This is a genomic window from Acinetobacter sp. B51(2017) (assembly GCF_003711395.1).
In the GTDB taxonomy this organism is placed as follows: domain Bacteria; phylum Pseudomonadota; class Gammaproteobacteria; order Pseudomonadales; family Moraxellaceae; genus Acinetobacter.
Window position 1 is genome coordinate 1 of sequence record NZ_PJRJ01000011.1, and the last position, 24,049, is coordinate 24,049.

The 24,049-nt window shown below is 42.5% G+C and carries 20 protein-coding genes; 11 read left to right on the plus strand and 9 right to left on the minus strand.

Translation table 11 applies throughout. The features are described 5' to 3' along the window. Positions 1-382: 382 nt before the first annotated feature. From CYK47_RS06915 to CYK47_RS06935, 5 genes are all read left to right on the plus strand, one after another. Entirely contained in the window at positions 383-1,255 is an 873-nt protein-coding gene (locus CYK47_RS06915; protein WP_122900182.1) for an MlaA family lipoprotein, read from the plus strand. Positions 1,256-1,370: 115 nt separating this feature from the next. Beyond that, positions 1,371-2,339: an RsbU family protein phosphatase GigA gene (gigA, locus tag CYK47_RS06920; protein WP_122900183.1), complete on the plus strand. Its 969-nt coding sequence runs from the start codon at positions 1,371-1,373 to the stop codon at positions 2,337-2,339. 113 nt (positions 2,340-2,452) lie between these two features. Continuing rightward, on the plus strand, positions 2,453-2,968 hold the full coding sequence (gigB, locus tag CYK47_RS06925; RefSeq protein ID WP_122900185.1) for an anti-anti-sigma factor GigB: 516 nt from the start codon (positions 2,453-2,455) through the stop codon (positions 2,966-2,968). 12 nt (positions 2,969-2,980) lie between these two features. Continuing rightward, a complete protein-coding gene (locus CYK47_RS06930; RefSeq protein ID WP_122900187.1) occupies positions 2,981-3,811 on the plus strand; it encodes a carbon-nitrogen hydrolase family protein in 831 nt (276 codons plus the stop codon). Between the two features lie 101 nt (positions 3,812-3,912). After that, positions 3,913-4,305, plus strand: coding sequence for a DUF4951 domain-containing protein (locus tag CYK47_RS06935; RefSeq protein WP_122900189.1), 393 nt, complete (start codon positions 3,913-3,915; stop codon positions 4,303-4,305). On the opposite strand, the gene gspE is transcribed toward CYK47_RS06935, so the two are convergent. Next, the gene (gene gspE / locus CYK47_RS06940) at positions 4,306-5,793 is read right to left on the minus strand and encodes a type II secretion system ATPase GspE (RefSeq protein ID WP_122900191.1); all 1,488 of its coding nucleotides are present in this window, start codon (positions 5,791-5,793) and stop codon (positions 4,306-4,308) included. 88 nt (positions 5,794-5,881) lie between these two features. Between gspE and CYK47_RS06945 the strand changes: the two genes are divergently transcribed. Beyond that, the gene (locus CYK47_RS06945; protein WP_122900193.1) at positions 5,882-6,688 is read left to right on the plus strand and encodes a DUF432 domain-containing protein; all 807 of its coding nucleotides are present in this window, start codon (positions 5,882-5,884) and stop codon (positions 6,686-6,688) included. 8 nt (positions 6,689-6,696) lie between these two features. After that, complete coding sequence (locus CYK47_RS06950) at positions 6,697-7,620, plus strand: mechanosensitive ion channel family protein (RefSeq protein WP_122900195.1); 924 nt, start codon at positions 6,697-6,699, stop codon at positions 7,618-7,620. A gap of 31 nt (positions 7,621-7,651) precedes the next feature. On the opposite strand, the gene CYK47_RS06955 is transcribed toward CYK47_RS06950, so the two are convergent. Next, positions 7,652-10,306: a DUF2339 domain-containing protein gene (locus CYK47_RS06955; protein ID WP_122900197.1), complete on the minus strand. Its 2,655-nt coding sequence runs from the start codon at positions 10,304-10,306 to the stop codon at positions 7,652-7,654. A 110-nt stretch (positions 10,307-10,416) separates the two neighbouring features. On the opposite strand from CYK47_RS06955, the gene polA reads away from it, so the two are divergent. Beyond that, positions 10,417-13,173, plus strand: a complete 2,757-nt coding sequence (polA, locus tag CYK47_RS06960; RefSeq protein ID WP_122900199.1) for a DNA polymerase I — start codon at positions 10,417-10,419, stop codon at positions 13,171-13,173. A 52-nt stretch (positions 13,174-13,225) separates the two neighbouring features. Here polA and CYK47_RS06965 read toward each other — a convergent pair whose 3' ends face one another. Genes CYK47_RS06965 through ppx form a run of 5 tightly spaced genes read right to left on the minus strand, consistent with a single transcriptional unit; the run spans position 13,226 to position 18,300 of the window. After that, positions 13,226-13,774, minus strand: coding sequence for a YggT family protein (locus tag CYK47_RS06965; RefSeq protein ID WP_122900201.1), 549 nt, complete (start codon positions 13,772-13,774; stop codon positions 13,226-13,228). 25 nt (positions 13,775-13,799) lie between these two features. Further along, a complete protein-coding gene (proC, locus tag CYK47_RS06970) occupies positions 13,800-14,630 on the minus strand; it encodes a pyrroline-5-carboxylate reductase (RefSeq protein ID WP_122900203.1) in 831 nt (276 codons plus the stop codon). 17 nt (positions 14,631-14,647) lie between these two features. Then, on the minus strand, positions 14,648-15,988 hold the full coding sequence (gene tilS / locus CYK47_RS06975; protein WP_122900205.1) for a tRNA lysidine(34) synthetase TilS: 1,341 nt from the start codon (positions 15,986-15,988) through the stop codon (positions 14,648-14,650). After that, on the minus strand, positions 15,925-16,746 hold the full coding sequence (locus tag CYK47_RS06980) for an acetyl-CoA carboxylase carboxyltransferase subunit alpha (protein ID WP_122900207.1): 822 nt from the start codon (positions 16,744-16,746) through the stop codon (positions 15,925-15,927). The genes tilS and CYK47_RS06980 overlap by 64 nt, the downstream gene beginning before the upstream one ends. A 33-nt stretch (positions 16,747-16,779) precedes the next feature. Next, positions 16,780-18,300 (minus strand): exopolyphosphatase, encoded by a 1,521-nt coding sequence (ppx, locus tag CYK47_RS06985; RefSeq protein ID WP_122900209.1) that lies wholly within the window; start codon positions 18,298-18,300, stop codon positions 16,780-16,782. 265 nt (positions 18,301-18,565) lie between these two features. Here ppx and trxA point away from each other — a divergent pair, with 265 nt between their 5' ends. From trxA to CYK47_RS07000, 3 genes are all read left to right on the plus strand, one after another. Next, entirely contained in the window at positions 18,566-18,886 is a 321-nt protein-coding gene (gene trxA, locus CYK47_RS06990; RefSeq protein ID WP_122900211.1) for a thioredoxin, read from the plus strand. A 336-nt stretch (positions 18,887-19,222) separates the two neighbouring features. Next, positions 19,223-20,491 carry a transcription termination factor Rho gene (gene rho, locus CYK47_RS06995; RefSeq protein WP_004812998.1) on the plus strand — a complete coding sequence of 423 codons (1,269 nt, stop codon included), beginning with the start codon at positions 19,223-19,225 and terminating at the stop codon, positions 20,489-20,491. A 420-nt stretch (positions 20,492-20,911) separates the two neighbouring features. Then, positions 20,912-21,196 carry a hypothetical protein gene (locus CYK47_RS07000; protein WP_122900213.1) on the plus strand — a complete coding sequence of 95 codons (285 nt, stop codon included), beginning with the start codon at positions 20,912-20,914 and terminating at the stop codon, positions 21,194-21,196. Positions 21,197-21,317: 121 nt separating this feature from the next. Here CYK47_RS07000 and CYK47_RS07005 read toward each other — a convergent pair whose 3' ends face one another. Both CYK47_RS07005 and pheT read right to left on the minus strand, forming a co-directional pair. Beyond that, complete coding sequence (locus CYK47_RS07005; RefSeq protein WP_067731076.1) at positions 21,318-21,614, minus strand: integration host factor subunit alpha; 297 nt, start codon at positions 21,612-21,614, stop codon at positions 21,318-21,320. Next, positions 21,611-23,992: a phenylalanine--tRNA ligase subunit beta gene (gene pheT / locus CYK47_RS07010; RefSeq protein WP_122900215.1), complete on the minus strand. Its 2,382-nt coding sequence runs from the start codon at positions 23,990-23,992 to the stop codon at positions 21,611-21,613. The genes CYK47_RS07005 and pheT overlap by 4 nt, the downstream gene beginning before the upstream one ends. Positions 23,993-24,049: the final 57 nt, after the last annotated feature.

Below are 24,049 nucleotides of genomic sequence, written 5' to 3' on the forward strand. Positions count from 1 at the left end.
CAATTACTGACAAAAAATTTGCTCAAATAAACTTCGAGAAATTCTTACCAATTATCAATGAAAATATATTCGATTGATCAACCAGTAAAAATCCACACAAGTTGTTCTTCATAATCTCTTAATGATTTTCTTACTTCTTCGTCAGAAGTAAGACGGTCAGCAAATCTCGTTCGCTACCGATGGATGAGCATTATAGAGAGATTTAAAGAGCTTGCAAGTGTTTTATTCAAAAAACGAATAAAAATACTTGTGCTCGAATATATTTTATCCATTTTAGGCTTTTTTCTGTATTTTTCGCCTAAATTTGCTTTAATAGCTTTTATACAACGCTGTGGCCTTGCCCGATTCACCTTGATAACACATTCATCAATTAGGATTTTATATGCGTCATTGTTCTTATCTATGGATAGGTCTTAGCGGTTTATTGCTAAGTGCGCCAAGTTTTGCAACAGAACATCAATCCAATACGTCAGCAAGCAGCGAAGTTTCGCGTCTTGAAAGCCTAAAACAATTAAAAGAATTGCGTGTTGATCAATTTAAAGTCGATGCTAATGCAGCTCAGAGTGAAGAGCTTAAAGATCCCCTGCAACCTTTAAACCGTCAGGTTTATGCATTTAATGAGGCTTTAGATCGTACTTTGTTAAGGCCTGTTGCGGTTACATATAGTGAAAAAGTACCTGAACAGGTGCGTGGTTCTTTTACGCAAGCGCGTAAAAACTTGGATGAACCTTGGAATGCTGTCAATCAACTGGTGCAAGGCAAACCGTTACGTGCTGCAAAAACCCTTGGCCGTTTTACCATTAATACCTTAACCACTTTAGGTTTAGCTGATCCTGCTCGTCGTTTAGGTCTAGACAGTGAAGATGAAAGCCTAGGCACGACTTTAGGCTTTTATGGGGTAGCATCTGGTCCTTATTTAGTATTGCCTTTACTCGGCCCAAGTACTCTACGTGATGGCATAGGCAGCATAGTCGATAGCCAAGCACGACCACAAAAATATATGCTTGATGATCATGATGGCTTATATTGGGGTGAAATTGCGTGGCGTGGTGTCGATACGCGGGCGCGTTTACTGGATTTAGAGAACGTTTTACAAGGTGATAAATATGCCGCAATGCGTGATATTTATTTACAACGTAAAAACTTTGAAATTGCGCAAAAACGCGATGCCGATGGTAGCTCTATCAGTTTTATTGATGATGAATTTGAAGATGCTAGTGATCTAGAGCAAGAAAAGCTTGAACTAGATCAATAAAATCTAAAAACTTTTGCAAAAATTGCAGCATCGCGTAATTGCTGCTGCACTTTTGCCGGCAATTGATTGCTATAGTAGTTCAACTTACTGTTATTTAGGATCATACACAGTCTTTATGTATTTCATTCAACCGACTCGCGATATCGCTTATTTAGATCAGGTCTTAGATACACTACCCAGTGTACAAATGATTCGCATAGAAGACATTCACTTGTATGACCCTACCATCATTGCCATCGCTGATGTGCAAGATTACTTGAACCATAAATGGAGCTTGCCTACCATCGTCTTGGCCTTCGATCAAGAAGGCAGTGCCTTGTCACAAGCATGGGAACAAGGCGCTTTAGCGGGTTGGATTTGGAATCGTTTACCTGAAAATCCACAAGCAGCATTATTGCGTATTGATGCTAAGTACAAACGCAATCAGGACAGTCGTGATTTACCTTCGGCAGCTGAATTACAACAACGTTTACTGCCAAATCCCATCGAACTACCAAATTACCAAATAGAAACGCTATTTAAACCTTCAGCATATCTATCTGGGGATTGGTACGACTATTGGAAAATCAGTGACAAAGAAATTATATTCTATTTAGCTGATGTTTCAGGTCATGGTGTGACGAGTTCTTTACTTACCTCATGGATGGCGGCTTTTCATGGTCGTTCTAAAACTCCACGCGAGCTACTCAAAAAACTCAATGGCATGTTGGTGCAAGAAAATATTGAAAAACATATCACCATGCTGGCGGGAATTTTAAACCTCGATACCCACCAAATCCGTTGGTCAAGTGCAGGACATTATCCACCTGCAATTATTTTTGAGAAAAATCAGCCACCTAAGGTACTCAACACCAGTAGTTTCCCTTTAGGCTTAACCGAAGATTTAGAAGTTGAAGAATTCGAATGTACTTTAAATCGCGACGCGCGGTTTATTATTTGTTCAGATGGTGCGCTTGAACCATTCACAGGCGGCTTAAGCGAACAATTTGAACAATTGGTATTTCACTTGCAAAATCAATCATTTCAAGCGCCTGAGCACGTTGCAGATGACATTGCCATCTTAAGTTTAAGACGTATGAAATAAAATATTTATCAAATAGTTACAATACTTACAAAGCCTATACGACTGATCCATACTTGAGTTATCCCTATCGGCTATGGGATAATTTTCTATCCTTCTCTGCAAATGGCATTTATATGTCAACAGGTCATGTTGAATACGCAAGTTTGGACGGAACGCACATTTTTAAGCTTATTGGCGAAGTGCGAGCCCAATCTTGTATCAGTCTCGATAAACTTCTCAATAAATTAGAACAACATGAAAATGTTGTGGGTGCGCTTGTGGATCTCACCCAAACCACCTTTATTGATAGCACTGTACTTGGTGTTTTGGCGAAACTTGGGCTGAAGCTGAAGCAAATCCACCAAATTCAAGCCGTGATGTTGTCCACCAATCCAGATATCACCACTTTGGCCAATAGTATGGGCTTAGGTCAGGTGTTTGTGATTTTAAATTATTGTGGCGATCCTCAGGTGTGTACCCGTGCTTTGGTAGACGAAAATGTTAACCATCGTAATATGTTGACGACTGTGCTCGATGCACATAAAACATTAATGAAGCTTAACCAAAATAACCAAAATATGTTTGAGCCTTTGGTTAAACAACTTGAAAAAGAACAAGAAAACTTACAACAGTCCAATCAAAATGTATAACACGGAGTAGCCATGACTTTAGTTTCTGTTGCACAAATGAATTCACAAGATGATATTGAAGCCAACTTCAGCGTCATTGAACAATTGATGCAGCAGAGTCAGGCAGCTGGCGCATCTTTGATTGTGTTCCCGGAAAACTTTGTCTGCTTTGCAGGTGGTAAACAACGCCAAACCGCAGAGCAGTTTGAAGTGCTTCAAGCACGTTTAGAACAACTGGCACATCGCTACAATCTATGGATTGTGGCGGGTACCTTACCCTGCCCTTATCGCCCGGATGGTTCGATCATTCAAGATGGTCGGGTACGTACTGTAAGCTTATGCATTAGTCCAGAAAAGACCGAAGCGCGTTATGACAAAATTCATTTGTTTGATGTGCAAGTGGGCGATGCAGTCGGTGGCTATCAAGAATCAAAGTATTTTGAGCCAGGTACCGATGTGGTCGTGGCAAACACGCCTTTTGGCAATATTGGTTTAATGGTATGTTATGACCTACGTTTTCCCGAACTTGCGCTTAAATTGCGTCAACAAGGCGCGAATATTTTAACTGCGCCTGCAGCGTTTACGTATACCACTGGTCAAATGCATTGGCAGTTATTATTGCAAGCTCGTGCCATGGACAGTCAATGTCAGGTATTAGGTTCAGCACAGCAAGGCTGGCATGGTGAAAAACGCCAAACTTGGGGACATAGCGCAGCCACACATTCCCGTGGTCATGTGCTTGCGCATATTGATACACAAGGTGCAGGCTTAATTACAGTGCCTTTTGATTTAGCCGAGCAAGCTAAGATTCGTGAATCAATGCCGCTGATGCAGCACCGTGTTTTAATCAATTATTCATTCTAATTTTCCGATACAAAAACAGCGCTAGTTAGCACCAATCTAGCAGCGCTGTTTTTTATAGTGAATTTTTCTATAATCAAAGATTATTTGTTTAGGTTATTCCAATGCTAAAACTGCTCTTTATCGCTGCGAGTCTTGTCGCACTTGCGCCTTTAGCACAAGCTGAATTAGTCATTTCTGAAAAAGTCCGTCCTGCGCTTAAATCTTTGGTGAATCCTGCTTATCAACGTTTGCAAATTCCAGCAACACCACATGACATGAATTTACCCGCATTTGGTAAAGGTGTGATTGCTTGGGGCGGTGGCCCACATGATGCCAAAGCACGTTTTGAGAATGTCACTCGTGCCGATGTAAACCTCATGAAACAAAAAGGCTTAACCTTAGACATGGCGCAAGCATGGCAAGCCTTTTATGAAAATGAAACCTTGCGCAACCCCGGCAATCCAACTGCACCGTTTCGTGATCAGTTAATGCAAAAAATTGTCAGCCTGTGGTAATTATTCACTAGCAGCATTGGTGACACGTAACACCTCTTCTAAAGTGGTCTTACCTTCTAAAACTTTTCTTAAACCATCGGCACGAATTGAGCCTGCCGACTGGCGGGCGTACTGTTCTAATTCAAATTCTGCGGCATTGCCATGAATTAAGCGGCGCATCTGTTCATCTACCGGCACAATTTCATAAATTGCAGTACGACCACTAAAACCAGTATTCCCGCAATGCTCACAGCCTTTAGGGTGCGGTAGCTGCAACTGCTGTTGTACAGTCACATCAGCAAAGACTTGTTGTTCAAACTCATCTGCCGCGCGCCACATCAGACAATGATGACATAAGGTTCGTACCAAACGCTGGGCAATCACGCCAATTAACGAGCTTGATAATAAAAACGGCTCAATGCCCATATCTTTTAAACGCGTTACCGCACCAATTGCGGTATTGGTATGTAATGTCGATAACACTAAATGACCGGTTAACGATGCTTGAACTGCAATTTCTGCGGTTTCTAAATCACGAATCTCACCTACCATGACCACATCTGGATCCTGACGTAGCATGGCTTTTAAGGCGCGTGCAAAAGTCATATCTACTTTGGTGTTGACTTGGGTCTGACCAATGCCTTCAAGTTGATACTCGATTGGGTCTTCAGCGGTTAAAATATTGCGTGAACCATCATTAAGATCCGCCAATGCTGCATACAAGGTGGTGGTTTTACCGGAACCGGTTGGTCCCGTCACCAAAATAATGCCATGCGGACGATGCACTAAAGTGCTTAAACGGCTGTAATCCTCTTGCATCAAGCCTAAATGACTCATATTTAAACGGCCGGCTTGTTTATCGAGTAAACGCATCACCACACGCTCACCATGACTCGATGGCAAAGTTGAGACACGCACATCTACTTCACGTCCGGCTAAACGTAGCGAAATACGCCCATCTTGTGGGACACGTTTTTCGGCAATATCTAAACGCGCCATGACTTTAATTCGTGACACTAAAAGGGGTGCGAGTTCACGGCGCGGTTGGACAATCTCACGCAATTGCCCATCGACGCGCAAACGTACCGAAAGTTTTTTTTCAAAAGATTCAATATGAATATCCGATGCACCCACACGAATCGCTTCAGACAATAAGGCATTGATGAGACGCACAATCGGCGCATCATCTTCTTGATCCATTAAATCTTCAGCTTCAGGTACAGAATCAGCTAAAGACAATAAGTCAGGATGATCTTCTAAACCTGCAGCCACTTGTTGTGATTCACCGCTATCCCCTGCAAAACTACTACTGAGCAGTTGGTTAAATTGTTGTTCATCATACAATTCATGCTGTGCAGGAACGCCTAAAATGCGTCTGGCTTCTTGAATGGCAAGTAAAGGGGTCTGGTCACGGCGCACGATAATGGGTTGATCACCTGCATAGCGAATTAAAATGGCATGCCGCTTGGCAAAACTATAAGGAAGTTGGACGTGTTTTAATGGCTGCATCACAAATTATCATGATGAAAAAAATTATTTTGAGTGTACTCTAAGCACATGACAGCGTGAAGTCAGTTTTTTGCGGACTAGGATATTAATGCACTCCAATGCCTTTAGCCCGATTGCCAAATGGTGGGGCGAATATAGTTTTGAGATTGGTCAGGCGCGTGCTTGGCAATTTGGTTCACTGCTCTTACGTTTAACGCGTGGCTTACAAGAGTGGCGCTTAGAATATCATCGCCCACAAGTGCAATATGATTATGAACAGCAGTGGCACCCAATAGAAGATCCTGCTTTTGCCTTTCCACAGCCAGTGCATATCGAACGCTATATGTTTAAAAGCACGCACGGTACTGTACAGTTGATGCCACGTTTAGCCAATCGTTCGGTGGTGATTAAACCCGTTGACCCGATTTATATTCCAGCCAGTCAACGCGGTACTTTATATATTAGTACTCCGCTTTGGATTGCAGGCTTTGTCGAAGGTCAACGTGAACCATTATTTGATATCCCCGTAATTTTACCCAAAGATACTTGGTTTGGCCCGAATCATCGTTTAGGTGAGATTTGTTATGCCACCTCTGTGGATGGTCGTACCGAACTTAATCAACTCAAGCCACGAGCCTTTCGTGCCATTACCCCCATTGAGTTTCATAACACCAGCAATCAACAACTGCGCTTTGACCGCATGAATGTGCCTGTTACTGCCCTGCCGCTTTTTTTTAGCGAAAGTACCGGACGTTTATGGACCTCACAAATTCGGGTCAATCATGAAGGCTTAGATCGACCGCCACGCATTCGTATTGAAAACCGCACCCCCATTCATGCTGGAGAAGTCACCTATCTACAGCCGCCACGCGAATCAGGCAGCGTATTATTTAATATGTTTGATTCATTCTTCTAGGGATTGTCATGTCAGATTCAAAAATTGTCGATGGTGTGTTTAGCAGTCTCTCTAGCACCTTTGCTGGTTGGAAAAGCGATCGCATTATTGAAATTATCATTGCTATTGTCATTATTAGCTTAGGTTTTTTTATTGCGCGAGTTGTGTCCAACACCTTTATTCGCACCGTAGGCACGAAGTTTAATGCCCATCAAAGTTTGGTGTGGCGGCGTGGGATTTTTTACAGTATTTTTTTACTGTTTATGATTGCTGGCCTAAAAGAAGCGGGTTTTAAACTCAGTGTATTTTTAGGTGCTGCGGGGATTTTGACGGTCGCCTTGGGTTTTGCCTCGCAAACATCTGCGAGTAACTTAATTAGCGGTATGTTTTTAATTGGCGAAGGCTCTTTTGAAGTGGGTGATACCATTCAAATTACTTTAATTCGTGGCCATACCATTGAAGGCGAAGTGATTTCCATTGATTTACTTTCAGTCAAACTCCTCACCCAAGATAACGTTTATGTGCGTTTACCTAATGAACAACTGATTCGTGCGCCTGTACAAAACTTATCTAAATTCCCGATTCGCAGAATTCCCATTACCCTTGCCATCAACTTTGATGAAGACATCATTAAAGTGCGCCGCGTGTTGTTAGATGTGGCACAAAAATATCCATTGGTTTTGGCTGATCCTAAACCTGCGGTGACCGTGACTTCCTTTGGAGAATCTTCGATTGAGATTTTATTTGCAGTGTGGTGTCAGCGTGAAAACTTTTTAAAAGTCAAAGATGAATTGCACGAGCGTATTCGTAATGGCTTTGTTGATAATCAAATTGAGATTCCCGTGCCTAAAATGGGCTTTGTCGATCGCCCAATTCCATCTGCTCAAAGCAAGCAGCTAGACGTTGATCAATATGCTAATCAAGAACAGATACAACGCGAACCTAAACTCTAAAAAAAGCCCAACTTCAAGTTGGGCTTTAGATTTAATGGCTTTGTTCAGGCATGGGGGCAATATAGGCAATCAGCAGCATCAGCCCACCTGCACCTAAAAATGATAAAACCCGACTTAAGGTACCAATATGGGCTAAGTCCAATAGCACTAATTTCAAACTCACCAATAGCAACACACTACCCCCTAACAGCCAAACACGTTTAAAGCGCTTACGACTGGCAAACTGCATGGTGATAAAGGCTAAACTGACCCACAGCAAAGTTAGGCTCATTTGTACGGTGGCATCTTGCCAAAGCGCAAGGCTGTTATAGGGCGTATCTAAATAAACATGTAAGGCACGCAGCACGATATAGCTGCTTAACCACAGCGCACCCAACACACTACATAAGCCCAACAAGCCACGCTCTAAACCAGATTTTTGCTGTTGCAGTAACAGCCAAATAAAGGTGATCAGCACCACAATACTGAGCGCATCAAATGGATTGACGATGGGCAATAGGTAAGCTTTAAAACTTTCTTGGGCAAATAACTGTGAGCTCAGCATCCACAGCGCCATCAGCACTAAACTACTGCGCGCTTGCCAAAGTTGCTGCCACAGCCCACCTTGCTGACTACAGTAAAATGCAAAACCAAGCGGTAACAACAACATACTCACAAATGGCATACTTGGGAGCAGACTCACACTGGCTAAAGCTAAACTAGTTAAAGTCGTTAGGCTCATCCATTCACGATCATGCGCAATGGCTTGCAAGGGTCGAATACAGACCATGCTTAGCAATAACAAAGCCACAAAAAATAAGCTCTGCTCCATTGTACTTTGCCAAATGATTTGACCTTGCTGGACATGCCCAAACAAGAGCCAAAATGCGTAAACAAATATCGGTAATATGCCAATCCATTTTGGCAACGCCCATGTCCATGTGGCACGGCGATACAGCAACACCTCATTGATCAGCATATAGCCGAAACTCATCACACTTAAGGTGATAACACTTTGTAAACTGCCCGCTAAAGCATCTAACAGCAGCACATGCAACATCAACACAGCAAGCAACATTAAGCCAGTTAAAAACACTACATCCAAGGTTTTGAGTTGCTCACGTGAAAGCTGCTGTAAATTACTCACAATCACCACAGCAATATAGCAACCAGCTAGAATCCAATAAACCGTACTTGGGAAATACGCTAAGTCAATAAGGTAATACCCTGCGCTACAAGCGGCAAACGTTAATAGCGCCATTGCCACATAACGGCTAATATCAGATTGACGCTGTAAGGCGAAGATAAATAGTGCCATGCCTAACACCGCCCAACCCACTACACTCCATTCTGCGGGCAATAAAATTGCCGGAATAAAGGCCATAAATATCAGCGCTAAATTAAAATAGCTCTGCTTAATCCATGCCAGATGATGCTGTTGTTTAGCAAAAAGATACAGCAACACATACAACACGGCATAAGCTGCACTTAACCAAGCCTGCTGGGTATTTTGCTGAAAATAAATGAGATAAATTGCGCCATAGCTTAACAGCGGTGCACCAAACAATAAGCCTAAATCTAGGGTTGGCTTTAGGGCAAAATGCTGCACATCTTGTTGCGACAATAACTGACTAAAACGAAACGCCAGCCAAATGAATACCATGCTATGCAGCACCACAAATGCAGCAAGGACATCTTGTTGGCTATCTTGCCCGTGTAAAAACACATAAGCTCCGCCCACCAACAGGGTAATTAAAAAGCCAACTTGGTTGAGCACTTTCCATGGGCGCAGCGTACTCAACACCGCAAGTGCGATATTGATTGCCAAATAATAAGCTAAGAATTCTGGTGCGGTCGCGTCACGCACAGGTAAGGTAAATGGTGCAATATAGGCAATCAGCATCGCCATTAAAGCAAGTTCAATACTATTTTGTTTCAGACTTAAATAAATGCTCAATGCCATCAATGCAGCAAAGATGCAACTTGCCACGGCAAAACTAGGTAAAATTTGATTGTAATAACTAAAAAATAAATCTAAACATAAAGTGGCAATGCCTAAACCTTGTAAAGCTAAGGCAAAGCTACGATTTTTAGGGGTTAAATACACGCCAAATGCAGTAGTGACTGCGGCTACAGCAGCTAAAGCGGCTAACTTTAAGCTTAAGCTGATCTGCCAATATTCAGTGGCAAAACGCAGTAATAAAATAATCCCGATGACTAAAACGACAATAGCGCCCTTTAAAACCGGATTACCGCCAAACAGCCAATTGCTTACACTATCACTGAGTGAAGTTGGCGCATGACTCGTTGGCTGTTCAAGTGCTGCAATTTCGGGGAATGGTGTAGCCATAACGCCATCAGTGCTGTGTTCGGGCAGCTGATTCAGCTTACGCTCCAGTTGTTGTAACCAACTAAGTAAAAAATAAACCCATAAACTTAAAGCCAACGCAAACAACCAAGACCAAGATAAAAATCCCGCCACCACCGCAGTAATCGAGCATAAATATAAAGGGATACGTGAACGTGGCGGTGTCTGAGTATGGGCTTTAGTGGCTAAGGCATTGACATACTGCATAATGCTCATCACAAAGGCCAAGCCACATAACAAGCTGATCACATAGTTGTCTAAGCTGACCCATGCCCCGACTCCGACAATCAGCAAGCACATTAACCACATCATGCGCAGTTCAGATTGCTTATTGGTCATTGTTTTGTTCTCAAGTGTTTTAATGATGATACAACAGCCGATGGGATGTTGAATGGCGTATGCTAAAATCAACAACAATACTATTGATGCTAAAAATTAGGATTTTTCCCATGCCACCATTTGTCTTGGTCGATGGCTCATACTTTTTATTCCGCGCCTTTCACGCGCTCCCACCGCTGACCACCTCTACCGGTTTACATACCAACGCGGTACGTGGCGCGATTTCTGCCATTCAAAAATTGATGCGTCGTATTGGCCCAACCCATATGGCGGTGATTTTTGATACCTCAGAACCGACCTTCCGTCATCATTTATCGCCAATTTATAAAGGCGATCGCCCCACTATGCCGACCGAATTGGCAGAGCAAATCCCTTATCTGCATGCGCTTATTCGCGCCTTAGGAATTCCGCTGCATTATTTAGCCGGTGCCGAAGCCGATGATATTATTGGTACTTTAGCCAAACGTGCTGAAGCCTTAGGTCATCAAGTACTGATTTCGACTGGCGATAAAGACATGGCGCAATTGGTCACAGAAAAAGTGACTTTAGAAGATAGCTTTAAAGACCGTCCGATGGACATTCAAGCGGTGTTTGATAAATTTGGGGTGTGGCCACATCAAATTATCGACTACCTTACCCTCATGGGTGATGCATCGGACGGCATTATGGGTGTACCGGGTGTCGGTGCCAAAACTGCAGCCAAACTGTTAACAGAATATGGTTCCATTGGTGGTATTTTAGAAAACGTCGATAAGATCAAAGGGAAAGTCGGTCAAAACCTCAAAGACAGCGTGGAAGGCATTGTGCTTGACCATCAATTGGCCAGTATTGTGTGCGACCTCGATTTAAACTTTGGTTATGATGATTTGAAACTGCAAGAACCGAATGTCGATGAGTTGCGTCGTTTATATACCGAACTTGAATTCCGTAACCAATTACAGTCTTTAGACCATCCTAATAACCCTAACAGCCCACAATATAAAAAGATCAATCAGGCTTTAGAGACTCAGCCGCAAAGCGTGGACGTGGTACAACACGCTGCGCAAACCAGTACAGATGATCAATTGGGTCAAGCCAAATACCATACGGTACTGAGTCAAGCCGATTGGGAAAATTTATGGGCGCGTTTAAATACTGCAACGCGTTTTGCTTTTGATACTGAAACCACGAGTCTTGATTATCGCGTAGCAGAAATTGTTGGTTTTTCAGTCGCATTTGATGCCACGGATGCCTACTACGTCCCACTCGCTCATGATTACGAAGGCGCGCCTGAACAGCTCAATCGCGATGCGATCCTCGCGCAAATCAAACCGATTCTAGAAAATCCAAACATTGATAAAATCGGTCATCATCTTAAATATGATGCGCATGTCCTAGAGAATCACGGCATTCATCTGCAAGGTTGGTATTTTGATACCATGCTGGCCTCTTATGTTCTAAATTCTGTAGCGACACGTCATGGTATGGATGATGTCGCACGGGTCTATTTAAGTCACTTTACCACCACATTTGAGCAAATTGCCGGTAAAGGTGCCAAGCAAAAAACCTTTAATCAAATTGAGATTGAAACGGCTGCCCACTATGCCGCAGAAGATGCGCATGTGACTTATCGTCTCTACCAAGTATTGGATGAAAAGCTGAAAGCCATCCCTGAACTCAGCAATATTTTGCATCATATTGAAATGCCAACCGCACGCGTATTAACGCTGATGGAAGAAAATGGCATTCAGCTTGATTTAGCTTTCTTGGAGCAATTAGGCAATGATTTTGCCACTGCCATTGCAGCGTTAGAGCAAAAGATCACTGAAATTGCCGGTGAAAGCTTTAACGTCAGCTCACCGAAGCAAGTCGGTGAAGTACTGTTTGAAAAATTGGGCTTAAAAGGCGGTAAAAAAACCTCAACCGGTCAATACAGTACCAGCGAAAGCGTACTTGAAAAAATTGAGCACCCAATCGCGGAATTGATTCTAGAATACCGTGGCTTAACCAAGCTAAAAAGCACCTACACCGATGGCCTGATCAAACAAGCCAATGATGCAAGTGCGCGTGTACATACCAGTTATCATCAAGCCTTAACCGCAACAGGGCGTTTATCCTCTACCGATCCTAACTTACAAAATATTCCAGTCCGTGAGCAAATCGGGCGTCAAATTCGTAAAGCCTTTGTGGCACCTGAAGGTCGTGTGTTACTCGCAGCCGATTACTCGCAAATTGAATTACGTCTCATGGCGCATTTCTCGCAAGATGAAGCCTTGGTGGATGCCTTTAATCATAATCAAGACGTGCATCGTCGTACCGCAGCTGAAGTTTTAGGAATTGCTTTAGACGATGTCAGCAATGACCAACGTCGCCAAGCCAAAGCGGTTAACTTTGGTCTGCTGTATGGCATGTCGGAATTTGGCTTAACTCGTCAGCTCGGCTTTAGCCGCCAAGAATCGCAAGAGTATATTAAAAAGTACTTTAACCGTTATCCGGGCATTTACGAATATATGCAGCGCACTCGTCAAGTGGCATTAGAGCAAGGCTTTATTGAAACTATTAGCGGGCGTCGTTTATATACGCCTGATATTGATGCACGTAATATGATGGTCCGTAAAGCCGCAGAACGTGCTGCGATTAACGCACCGCTGCAAGGTTCAGCCGCAGATATTATTAAAATGGCGATGATTGAAGTGGATAAAATCTTACCCAAAGATCAAGCCAAATTGTTACTACAAGTACACGATGAATTGGTGTTTGAAGTGGATGCAGCGATTGCCAATCAACTCGCTGAACAATTACGTGAAGTGATGCAATCTGTTGTTCAACTCTCTGTACCTTTAATTGTGGAAGTCGGCCAAGGTCAAAACTGGGACGAAGCGCACTAAAACGTGAAAAACAAAAAAGGACGCCACGGCGTCCTTTTTTTTGAAGCTTGATTTATACAATTGAGCTCAGCATCATTTGTGCAATATACAAGGTAAAGAATGCCAAGATCGGTGACAAGTCAATCATTCCCATATTAGGCATAATTTTACGAAACGGTGCTAACATCGGTTCAGCCAACTCTTGAATCACATCAATATACGGTGAGCGGGTTTGGCTAAACATTTGAATCCAGCTACAAATAATGTAAGCAAACAATAAATATTTAAGAATCGACACCAATGAATGCAACATCGAAAGTACAGTGCTCATAATAAAATAGCCTGCACCACCCATTGGCTGCGCATTTAAGTATTTAAAGCCAAAGACTTTGAGAAAATACAATAATATTGTAAGCACCAAAGCAGCTAAATTGACGCGACCGCCCGCAATTGTAGGCAAGATACTACCAAATACATCTACAATTTTAGTGGCTTTGGCCGTTGATTGGACCACTGGGTTATAGGCATTCACCCCAGCAAGCTGCATTAAAAAGCGGAAGAATACCAATAAAATTGCGACATTAATGATAATGTCAAAAAATAGCGCAGAGGTTGCACCCATACTTAAACTTTCCTAAATAAAAAACTTATTTACTGCTTTCGCTTAATTCTTGCGCCAACTCTTGGCTACGGGTTTTGGCTGCTGCCAATGCCGCTTGAATATTTTGTGAAATTTGCGCGTGATCAAACACTTCAATCGCAGCTTGGGTGGTACCATTTGGTGAAGTGACGTTTTTACGCAATTCTGCTGGCGTATTGGCACTGGTAATTGCCATTTGTGCTGCGCCTAAAGCGGTTTGCAAGGTTAATGCTGTGGCAGTTTTTTCATCTAAACCTAGATTTCTACCCGCACGAATCATACTTTCCATCATATAGAAGAAGTATGCCGGACCCGAACCTGACACTGCCGTCACTGCATCAATTTGTGACTCAGCAGGCACCCAAAGCGTTAAACCCGTTGCCGCTAATACTTGGCTGGCTAAATCACGATCCGCTTGATCGACTGCGTCGTTAGCAAATAAACCATGTGCACCGGTTTGTACTAACGCCGGTGTATTTGGCATGACACGTACAATACGCTGTGTATCTAACAAATGAGCGATGGTCGCGACTTCAGCACCTGCCACAATCGAAATCACCAATTTACCGGCAAATAACCCCTGTAATGGCTTTAAAACTTGCGCCAATACTTGTGGTTTAACGGCAAACACTACTACATCCGCATTTAAAATCGCCTGTGCATTGTCTGTGGTGACTTGTACACCTTTTTCAGCCAATAAATCACGTACCCCTTCAACTGGGTCAGATACTGTAATACGCGTCGGCGCTAAACCACGAGCAAGCAAGCCACCAATTAAGGCTTGAGCCATATTTCCGCCACCAATAAAACTAATATTACGATCTAAAACAGCACTCATGATTTTTTTGCTCAAAGTTAATGACACAATAATTTAGGTTGCCAGCCATTTTTTTTACAATAGATTGACTCGGCAAGCCAAAATCCTTTTGGGGTAAAAACACCTAGCATAACATCATCTTTGCTTAATATTTGTATCTGATGACGTTGCCACGGAAAAATTTGCGCCTCCTGAATGGCTTTTTTCAGTGGCCAGCGCCCGACCCGCCCATACAAATGAATTTTTTCACCGCCCATACGTGGGCTTAACATCAGGTTTTGACCCAAGAGTTTTGGGTCTAAGCCAAGTGGTGCTGTTTGAATAGCAAATTGCCCTGCGGCAACTTGAATTGTCTGTTGCTCATCAAGCTGTAAATTTTGCGTAGAGATCGGCTGTTGCTGTGCCAGATAATCAGCTTTACTGATTTTATACAGCATATTTTGATAACGCAGATAATAAAATCCAGCATGATGTAATGCCGCCTGCGCATCAGTTTTTGCCAAAATCACTTCCGCTTGAATGCGCTCCACCATGGCTAAACTTGGACGATATTGTGCACTGCCCTTCATCCAATTAGAGAGTAATTGCCTTTGCCGTGCATTGGACAGTTGTTGTAGTTTGACAATGTCCAATTGCTGCGCTGTGCCACAGTGTTGTAAATCTTGCTCGGCGACTTCTGCCAAAATTTGGTTGGCATCTTGCATTAAATAACTGCTACGACTCACTGCTTGCTGCATTTTAGGAAAACGCGAGTTTAACAGTGGCCACAAAGTTTCACGGCACCATGCACGGTCGTAATGGGTATCAAAATTGGTGGGATCTTGAATATAGGTAATGTTGCTTTGTTGAACCCAAAATTCGATATTTTCGCGTGATAAGTCTAAAAATGGACGCCAAATGGTCAAAGCATCACGCTGATCTACTGCCGACATCGCGCTTAAACCACCAACGCCACTGCCTGAAAACAAATTCAGCAGTACGGTTTCAGCTTGATCTTGTTGATGATGTGCCAGCACCAAAATTTCATTAGGCAAGATATGCTGCTTAAAGGCTTGATAACGGGCAATACGCGCTTGGTTTTCTAAATTACCTTGTTGCACGTCAACATTTGCAATAATGCACGGTACATCTAGTTTGTGACATTCTGCGCGCACAAAATCACCCCAACTGGTCGCAATATCTTGCAGTTGGTGATTAATATAAATGGCACGGATTTGATTGGGGAAGACAGCAGACATCACCTGTAGTAGTAGCATGGAGTCCATACCACCACTACAGGCGATTAAAAATTTTGACTCAGCACAAGGCCAAGTTTTTAAGATGCGAGACCTAAGTTGTTGCTGCCAAACTTCATTAAACGTTGGTAACGTGCTTCGCATCGTTCTTCGGCACTCATTGGTTGTAATTCAGCTAAAGCTTGTTTTAACACATCTTTAAGCGCATACATCACATTTTCAGGATCTAAATGCGCTCCTTCACCTTCATCGACCACATACTCAACAATACCAATTTGTTTGAGTTTTTCTGCAGTTAAGGCTAAAGCTTCACTGGCTTGTTCGGCTTTTTCAGCAGTTTTCCATAAAATAGATGCACAGCCTTCCGGTGAAATCACTGAATAAATACTGTGTGACAGCATAATCACGCGGTCAGCTACACCAATACCGAGTGCACCACCAGAACCACCTTCACCCAATACTGTTGCAACCACAGGCACTTTAAGGCTTGAAAGCTGTGCAAGGCTAGAAGCAATTGCTTCCGCTTGACCACGCTCTTCTGCACCTACGCCTGGGTATGCGCCCATAGTGTCAATAAAGGTAAATACGGGTAAGTTAAAACGCTCCGCCATATCGAGCAGACGTTGTGATTTACGGTAACCTTCTGGGTTACACATCCCAAAATTGTGTTGTAGTTTTTCACGTGTACTACGACCACGGTGCTGACCAATCACCATTACAGGTTGACCATCTAAGCGGGCTAAGCCACCAATCATGGCACCATCATCACCAAATAAGCGGTCGCCATGCAACGCATCAAATTCAGTGAAGATTTCACCAACATAATCCAAAAATTGCGGACGTTCCGGATGACGTGCAATTTGAACCGTTGTCCATGCTTTAGATACAGCTTTATTTTTCATAGGTCGACCATTATCCCTTAATTAACCCGTTCGTTAATCGATAAATTGTTCCGACTGAATATTCAATTCAATATCCCAATGCTTAAATTGCACTTGTTCATCATGTAACTCGGCAACGAGCAGAGGCCATTGTTTGGCATCACCAGAAACGCTAAGTTGCCATTGTTGCGCATTGATCACCTGTAATTCAATGGCAGGAAGCATCTCATCGCTACGACTGTGATTGAGCAAAACTGCAAGGCGAAGTAATAAACATAAATAGATGAGTTTTTGCCCACCCACGCGTGAAACGTCAATTCTAGCGTCACTGCGTAGCTTACGACGATGATGTGCAACTAAATGCGAGAGATAATTTTGGTCAATTTGTGAGAAGCCGGCAATATCGGAATGTTGCAAAAGATATGCACCATGACGATGGTAGCCACTGTGACTAATCGCTAAGCCAATCTCATGTAAATACGCGGCACGGCGCAGTAAATCACTGTCGTCTACTGTTAAATTTAAGGCATTAGCGACCCGTTCAAACAAATACTGCGCTGTTGCAACTACACGTTCTGCTTGTTTAGGGTCGGCATTATAACGTCCCATTAAAGCATGTACAGAACGATCACGAATGTCTTCATGCTGGAAACGACCTAGCAAGTCATACATCACCCCTTCACGTAATGCGCCATCTGAATAGACCAGTTTATTAATGTTTAATACATCAAAAACCGCATATAAAATGGCAATACCGGCTGGCAAAACTGCTCGACGGTCATCTTTTAGACCATCAAATTCCATATCGGCAACATGCTTATATTTGAGTAATTTGTCTTTGAGTTTTTCTAAGCCTTCACGAGTAAGTTCTTCTTTGTCGTTGCTCCAACCCATATTCACGCAAATTTGACGACAAGCTTTAATGGTGCCACTTGAACCAACGACAGTATCCCATCCAGATTCTTTATAGGTATTCACCAAGCCAGAGACCTCTTTACGTGCTGCTGTGGTCGCGCGTTCAAAGGCTTTGCTGCTAATTTCACCATCACTAAAATAAGCTTTGGTAAATGCCACACAGCCCATTTGTACTGATTCGGTATGAATTGGTTCAAATTCTTCACCAATGATCAACTCAGTTGAACCACCACCAATATCAATCACCAAACGGCGACCGCTATTTTCCATGGTATGTGACACGCCCAAGTAAATTAAACGCGCTTCTTCACGACCCGCAATAATTTCAATCGGTTTAGGTAGAATTTCTGCGGCTTTTTGAATAAATTCATGCCCATTTTTCGCTTGACGCAAAGCATTGGTTGCCACGATTCGTAAACGATTCGGTTGTACCGAACCCAAACGTCCAACAAAACGCGCCAAACATGCAAGGCCTCGTTGCTGTGCGGCTTCGGTTAAATTTTTGTTTTCATCTAGACCTGCAGCCAGCTGCACTTTTTCTGACATTGAGGCAACTTTTTTCACTTCGCCATGATCAACACGCGCAATCGCCAAGTGGAAGCTATTTGACCCCATATCAATAGCAGCAAGTAACTCTTCATCAATCAAAAAATCAGACATTATTTAAACAAATCCTTGCAGAATTGTGCCTAGATTAATTCACATATATGCAATTTAAAAGCCATTTATGCATTGATTTTACTAAGTTGGGCTTTTTTAGCCTTATGTGACAATTGTGTTACACGATAGTCGCAATCGTGATCATCTATTAGACAAATTCTCAAGAAAGCCGCAAAATCGTAATATTCCCCTACATTGTTCTAGATGGCTATGTAATACTAATAATTATAGAGCTATCTTAAAAATATCATTTGGAGCCAAATCCATGTCTATCGTAAATACCACTGAAGCAACTTTCGCGGCTGACGTTTTAGAGTCTGATGTACCTGTTCTGGTTGACTTCTGGGCTGGCTGGTGTGCGCCATGTAAAGCAATTGCACCAGTACTTGAAGTGCTTGCAACTGAATACGAAGGTAAAGTGAAAATTGTTAAAGTTGATGTGACTCAACTACAATCAGTTGCAGCTGATTATAACATTCGTAACATCCCTGCATTATTAATGTTCAAAAACGGTGAAGTTGTAGGTACACAAGTCGGTGCTGCACCTAAATCTAAATTAGCTGCTTTCATTGACGAAAATATCTAAGTTTTTTGTGGTCGCTTAAAGATCGCCAAAATACGCTGACACCGTTCAGCGTATTTTTTTGCCTGCTAAATTGACAAAGCACGCTTTCTCTTCTATATTGCATGTTCAAGGAATAAAGGATGTCAATCCTGTCATTTTCTTACAAGACACAACACATAACATGCCGCTCGGCAACAGCAATTGTTTTTACACAATTCTGAAACAATCGAACCAAATTTTGAATTTTTGAATTGTTGCTGTACAAAACAATGACGTGCATCTCTTGTCCGTTTGCGCTCGTATGTTGCTTCCTTTCTTACACTTTATCCTAGAATTTTACATTCTATCTGACCACCTATGAATTTAACAGAACTCAAGAAAAAACCGATTGGCGAACTCATCAAGATTGCCGAATTTATGGGCCTTGAAGGAATGGCACGTAATCGCAAGCAAGATATTATTTTTGCGATTTTAAAGCGCCACGCAATGAATGGTGAAGAAATCTTTGGTGACGGCGTTCTCGAAATTCTGTCAGATGGTTTCGGCTTTTTACGTTCAGCAGCGGGTTCTTATCTTGCCGGCCCAGATGACATCTACGTAAGCCCATCGCAAATCCGTCGTTTTAACTTACGCACGGGTGACACGATTACAGGGACAATTCGTCCACCAAAAGAAGGTGAACGTTATTTTGCCTTGCTTAAAGTCAATCAAATTAACTACGACACCCCTGAAAACTCACGCAATAAAATTCTATTTGAAAACCTAACGCCTCTTTTCCCAACCGAACAATTGGTGATGGAATTGGGTAACGGTACCACTGAAGATTTAACTGCGCGTGTGGTTGATTTAGTTGCGCCAATTGGTAAAGGTCAGCGTTCGATTATTGTCGCGCCGCCAAAAGCTGGTAAAACCATGTTGTTACAAAACATCGCGCAATCGATTGTTCGTAATAACCCAGAATGTTTCCTGATTGTACTTTTAATTGACGAACGTCCTGAAGAAGTTACCGAAATGGAACGTACTGTACGTGGTGAAGTGATTGCATCTACATTCGATGAATCACCTGCGCGTCACGTTCAAGTCGCTGAAATGGTGATTGAAAAAGCGAAACGTTTGGTTGAGCACAAAAAAGACGTGGTGATTTTACTTGACTCGATTACTCGTCTTGCGCGTGCTTACAACACCGTGATTCCTTCATCAGGTAAGGTCCTAACCGGTGGTGTGGATGCTCATGCCCTAGAACGTCCAAAACGTTTCTTTGGTGCAGCACGTAACATCGAAGAAGGTGGCTCACTCACCATTATTTCAACTGCTTTAATTGAAACAGGCAGTAAAATGGATGAAGTGATTTACGAAGAATTCAAAGGTACAGGTAACCAAGAAATTACCCTTGATCGCCGTATTGCGGAAAAGCGCGTCTTCCCTGCCATGAACATTAAGAAATCAGGTACACGTCGTGAAGAACGTTTGATGTCTGAAGATAACTTACGTAAAGTTTGGATTTTACGTAAATTACTACATACTCAAGACGAACTTGCGGCAATGGAATTCTTACTTGATCGTATGAAAGAAACCAAGACCAATGATGACTTCTTCGATCAAATGAAACGTAAGGCTAGTAATTAAATCTTAGCTTGATCGGCAATTTAAATTGAAGGCTGTCTATAACGACAGCCTTTTATTTTGGTTGACAAAAGTTACATAACTACACAATTCACCCCGTACTATGTAAACTTATTTTTAAATCTATGATTCTAAAAACTTAAATATAAAAAACACCAGTGTTTTTAACCAGTTATTAAGCATTTCTCCAATATAAACCTTTTCCTTGATTGTTATTTTCTGTTAAAAAATCGGCAATTTCTGCAATTTTTCACACTTTTTTTCCAGTTGCCTAGTGGCATTTCAAAAAGCGCAGTGATAGCATATTCACATACCAGTTAGGCTGCTCCTGCATTGTTAAACCTAATGTTAAAATTAGGCCAAATAACAGCACACAACAGGCTAACTTAGGTCTTTTTTATCTCATATTTAGAGAGTGATGCCATGTTATTCAAAAAAATCGCTATTGCTGCTGCAGTTGCTACTACTTTAGCTTTCGTTGGTTGTGCTAAAAAAACTGAAGAAGCTGCTGCTGACGCTAACGCTGCTGCATCTGAAGCTGTTGTAGCTGCATCTGAAGCTACTGCTGCTGCTGAAGCTGCTTCTGTAGCTGCTCCTGCATCTGCTGCTGCTGCTGCATCTGAAGCTGTTGACGCTGCTGCTGAAGCGACTGCTGCTGCTTCTGAAGCGACTGCTGCTGCTTCTGAAGCTGCTACTGCTGCTCAATAATCTAAACTTTAGATTATTCGAAAAAAAGAGAGCCTTGTGGCTCTCTTTTTTTATGTCTATCTAAAAGTTTTTAAGTATAAAAAAACCTGAGCCATAGCTCAGGTTTTTTACTTTACAAGTATTAGTCTACTTGCTCAGTACCCACACGTTGACGGAATTTTTGACCCGCACGGAAAGTCACGACACGGCGCGCAGAAATCGGAATTTCTTCACCCGTCTTCGGATTACGACCTGGACGCTGACGTTTATCACGTAGCTCAAAGTTACCAAACCCCGATAATTTTACTTGTTCACCTGAAATCAACGCTTGGCTGATCTCATCAAAAAACAACTCAACCATTTGTTTCGCTTCACGACGGTTTAAACTCGTGAGCTCACTTAAATGATCAGCCATTTCTGCTTTTGTTAATGCTGTCATGAAGCCCTCAATGTCGCTTGGTAAGTGTCTGCTAACACTTGTAGGATATTATCCATACCGGATTTAATTTCAGCATCTTCGAGTGTACGACTTGGATGCTGCCATAAAATAGCAAATGCCAAAGAGCGCTTGCCTTCTTCTACGCCTTGTCCAGTATACACATCGAATAACCAAGTTGAGTCTAGAAGCTCACCACCCGTTTTTTCGATAAGTTGCTGAATTTCGCTAACATTAATCTTATCACTAATTAAAAGCGCAATATCACGTCGAACCGATGGAAAACGTGATAATTCTGTAAAATTAGATACATAAGTTTGCAAAACAGCCGCTTGATCGAGCTCAGCTACCCAAGTCATGCCTAAATCTAAATCAGCTTCCAAAGATGGATGCAGACGACCTAAGTAACCAATCGACTGACCATCCACCATAATCTCTGCAGATTGACCAGGATGTAACCAGCTACGCTCTGAACGTACAAAGTCCGCTTTTACGCGTGCCGCAGTAAGAATCTCTTCTACATCACCTTTAAAGTCAAAGAAGTCCATTGGCTGTGGTTTACCGTGCCAAGATTCTTGAGTTTTTGCACCAACAGCAATTAAAGCCAAAGTTGGGATTTGTTTGAGATCATGGATGCTTGCTGCATCTTGATAATCAAAACGCAAACCCAACTCAAAGAAACGCACACGGCTTTGCTGACGGTTAATGTTGTACTGTACACAAGGAATTAAGCTAGAAAGTAAAGTCGAACGCATCACTGCTAAATCGCTTGAAATTGGGTTTGCCAATGCCAATGGATTTACACTTGGATTCAATTGTTTTTCAAGTTTTAAATCGGCAAAGCTAAAGCTGATGGCTTCTTGATAACCTAAAGTCACCGCAGTTTGACGCAACTGTGCCAACTCAAACTGATCTTGATACTTGGCTAATTTTGCTTCAATGACAGGCAAGCTAATTTGAATATTGTCATAGCCGTGAATACGTGCCACTTCTTCAATTAAGTCTTGGTAAATCGCCATATCATAACGATGTGATGGTGGTACAACAGTCCACTCACCTTGCGCTTTTACAGTTACAGTACACCCCAGACGAGTTAAAGCATCAGTGATAAAGTCAGATTCAACTTTATAACCAAGCAGTTGATCAACTTGGGCTTGATTGAGTTCAATCGCTTCACGCGTTGGCAATACTGCTGCATTTTCAGCCACTGTAATTGGACCGAATTCACCACCTGCCAATTCAGAAATCAACTGAGACGCACGGTGCATGGCAATTAATGGCAATTCAAAATCAACACCACGTTCATAACGTTGTGAGGCATCTGTGTGTAAACCGAAGCTACGTGCGCGACCTGCAATGGCAAGCGGTGCAAAGAATGCTGATTCTAAGAAAATTTCAGTCGTCGCATCGGTCACAGATGAAGATAAGCCACCCATGATACCGGCAATCGCTAATGCTTTATTGTCATCGGCAATGACCATCACGTTGTCTTGTAGTTCAACTTCTTGTTCATTCAGAAGGACAAGTTTTTCGCCTGCTGTGGCTTGACGTACACGTACTGCACCTTCAACCTTACCAGCATCAAAGGCATGTAATGGTTGACCGAGTTCCATTAACACGTAGTTGGTAATATCCACCAAAATACTGTGCTGACGAATACCTGAACGTGCCAGTGCGCGCTCCATCCATTCTGGTGTTGGTGCTTTGGTATTCACGTTTTTGATCACACGACCTAAGTAACGTGGGCAACCTTCAGTTTCAACCACAACTTGCTTTTCATCCGCAATTGTTGCTGCTACTTCTTTGATTTCAGGTGCAGTTACAGGCAATTGGTTAATCACACCAATTTCACGCGCAATACCACGAATACTGAAACAATCACCACGGTTAGGTGTAATGCTGATATCAATCACATTGTCGTCTAGTTGCAAATATTCACGGATGTTCACGCCTACAGGTGCATCATTTGGTAATTCTAAAAGACCATCAATTTTGTCTTCTAAATCAATTTCCGACGCGCCGCACAGCATACCTTGTGATTCGATACCACGTAGCTTGCCCTTTTTGATTTTAAAATCACCCGGTAGTACTGCACCAATGGTTGCAACAGGCGCTTTCATACCAACGCATACGTTTGGCGCGCCACATACAATTTGTAATGGTTCAGCTGCACCAATGTTAACAGTCGTTACACGTAAACGGTCTGCATCAGGGTGTTGTTCTACTGTTAATACTTCACCGACAACCACACCGGTAAATGGTTTTGCTGCTGGAGATAAATCATCTACTTCTAAACCAAGCATCGTCAGTTGGTCAGAAAGTTTATCGCTATCAATGGCTGGGTTTACCCACGTACGTAACCAATTTTCGCTAATTTTCATACATTCAATTCCTGAATCTCCCCTAACCCCTCTTTAATAAAGAGAGGAATACCCACA

What these genes read in the sequence shown, in the direction of transcription:
- CYK47_RS06965 (WP_122900201.1), bottom strand. Translation starts at nt 13,774, where the DNA reads ATGGGTGCAACCTCTGCGCTATTTTTTGACATTATCATTAATGTCGCA.
- proC (WP_122900203.1), bottom strand. Translation starts at nt 14,630, where the DNA reads ATGAGTGCTGTTTTAGATCGTAATATTAGTTTTATTGGTGGCGGAAAT.
- CYK47_RS06950 (WP_122900195.1), top strand. Translation starts at nt 6,697, where the DNA reads ATGTCAGATTCAAAAATTGTCGATGGTGTGTTTAGCAGTCTCTCTAGC.
- tilS (WP_122900205.1), bottom strand. Translation starts at nt 15,988, where the DNA reads ATGCGAAGCACGTTACCAACGTTTAATGAAGTTTGGCAGCAACAACTT.
- gigA (WP_122900183.1), top strand. Translation starts at nt 1,371, where the DNA reads ATGTATTTCATTCAACCGACTCGCGATATCGCTTATTTAGATCAGGTC.
- CYK47_RS06945 (WP_122900193.1), top strand. Translation starts at nt 5,882, where the DNA reads ATGCACTCCAATGCCTTTAGCCCGATTGCCAAATGGTGGGGCGAATAT.
- rho (WP_004812998.1), top strand. Translation starts at nt 19,223, where the DNA reads ATGAATTTAACAGAACTCAAGAAAAAACCGATTGGCGAACTCATCAAG.
- CYK47_RS06955 (WP_122900197.1), bottom strand. Translation starts at nt 10,306, where the DNA reads ATGACCAATAAGCAATCTGAACTGCGCATGATGTGGTTAATGTGCTTG.
- ppx (WP_122900209.1), bottom strand. Translation starts at nt 18,300, where the DNA reads ATGTCTGATTTTTTGATTGATGAAGAGTTACTTGCTGCTATTGATATG.
- CYK47_RS06935 (WP_122900189.1), top strand. Translation starts at nt 3,913, where the DNA reads ATGCTAAAACTGCTCTTTATCGCTGCGAGTCTTGTCGCACTTGCGCCT.
- CYK47_RS06930 (WP_122900187.1), top strand. Translation starts at nt 2,981, where the DNA reads ATGACTTTAGTTTCTGTTGCACAAATGAATTCACAAGATGATATTGAA.
- CYK47_RS06980 (WP_122900207.1), bottom strand. Translation starts at nt 16,746, where the DNA reads ATGAAAAATAAAGCTGTATCTAAAGCATGGACAACGGTTCAAATTGCA.
- CYK47_RS06915 (WP_122900182.1), top strand. Translation starts at nt 383, where the DNA reads ATGCGTCATTGTTCTTATCTATGGATAGGTCTTAGCGGTTTATTGCTA.
- CYK47_RS07005 (WP_067731076.1), bottom strand. Translation starts at nt 21,614, where the DNA reads ATGACAGCATTAACAAAAGCAGAAATGGCTGATCATTTAAGTGAGCTC.
- CYK47_RS07000 (WP_122900213.1), top strand. Translation starts at nt 20,912, where the DNA reads ATGTTATTCAAAAAAATCGCTATTGCTGCTGCAGTTGCTACTACTTTA.
- trxA (WP_122900211.1), top strand. Translation starts at nt 18,566, where the DNA reads ATGTCTATCGTAAATACCACTGAAGCAACTTTCGCGGCTGACGTTTTA.
- gspE (WP_122900191.1), bottom strand. Translation starts at nt 5,793, where the DNA reads ATGCAGCCATTAAAACACGTCCAACTTCCTTATAGTTTTGCCAAGCGG.
- gigB (WP_122900185.1), top strand. Translation starts at nt 2,453, where the DNA reads ATGTCAACAGGTCATGTTGAATACGCAAGTTTGGACGGAACGCACATT.
- pheT (WP_122900215.1), bottom strand. Translation starts at nt 23,992, where the DNA reads ATGAAAATTAGCGAAAATTGGTTACGTACGTGGGTAAACCCAGCCATT.
- polA (WP_122900199.1), top strand. Translation starts at nt 10,417, where the DNA reads ATGCCACCATTTGTCTTGGTCGATGGCTCATACTTTTTATTCCGCGCC.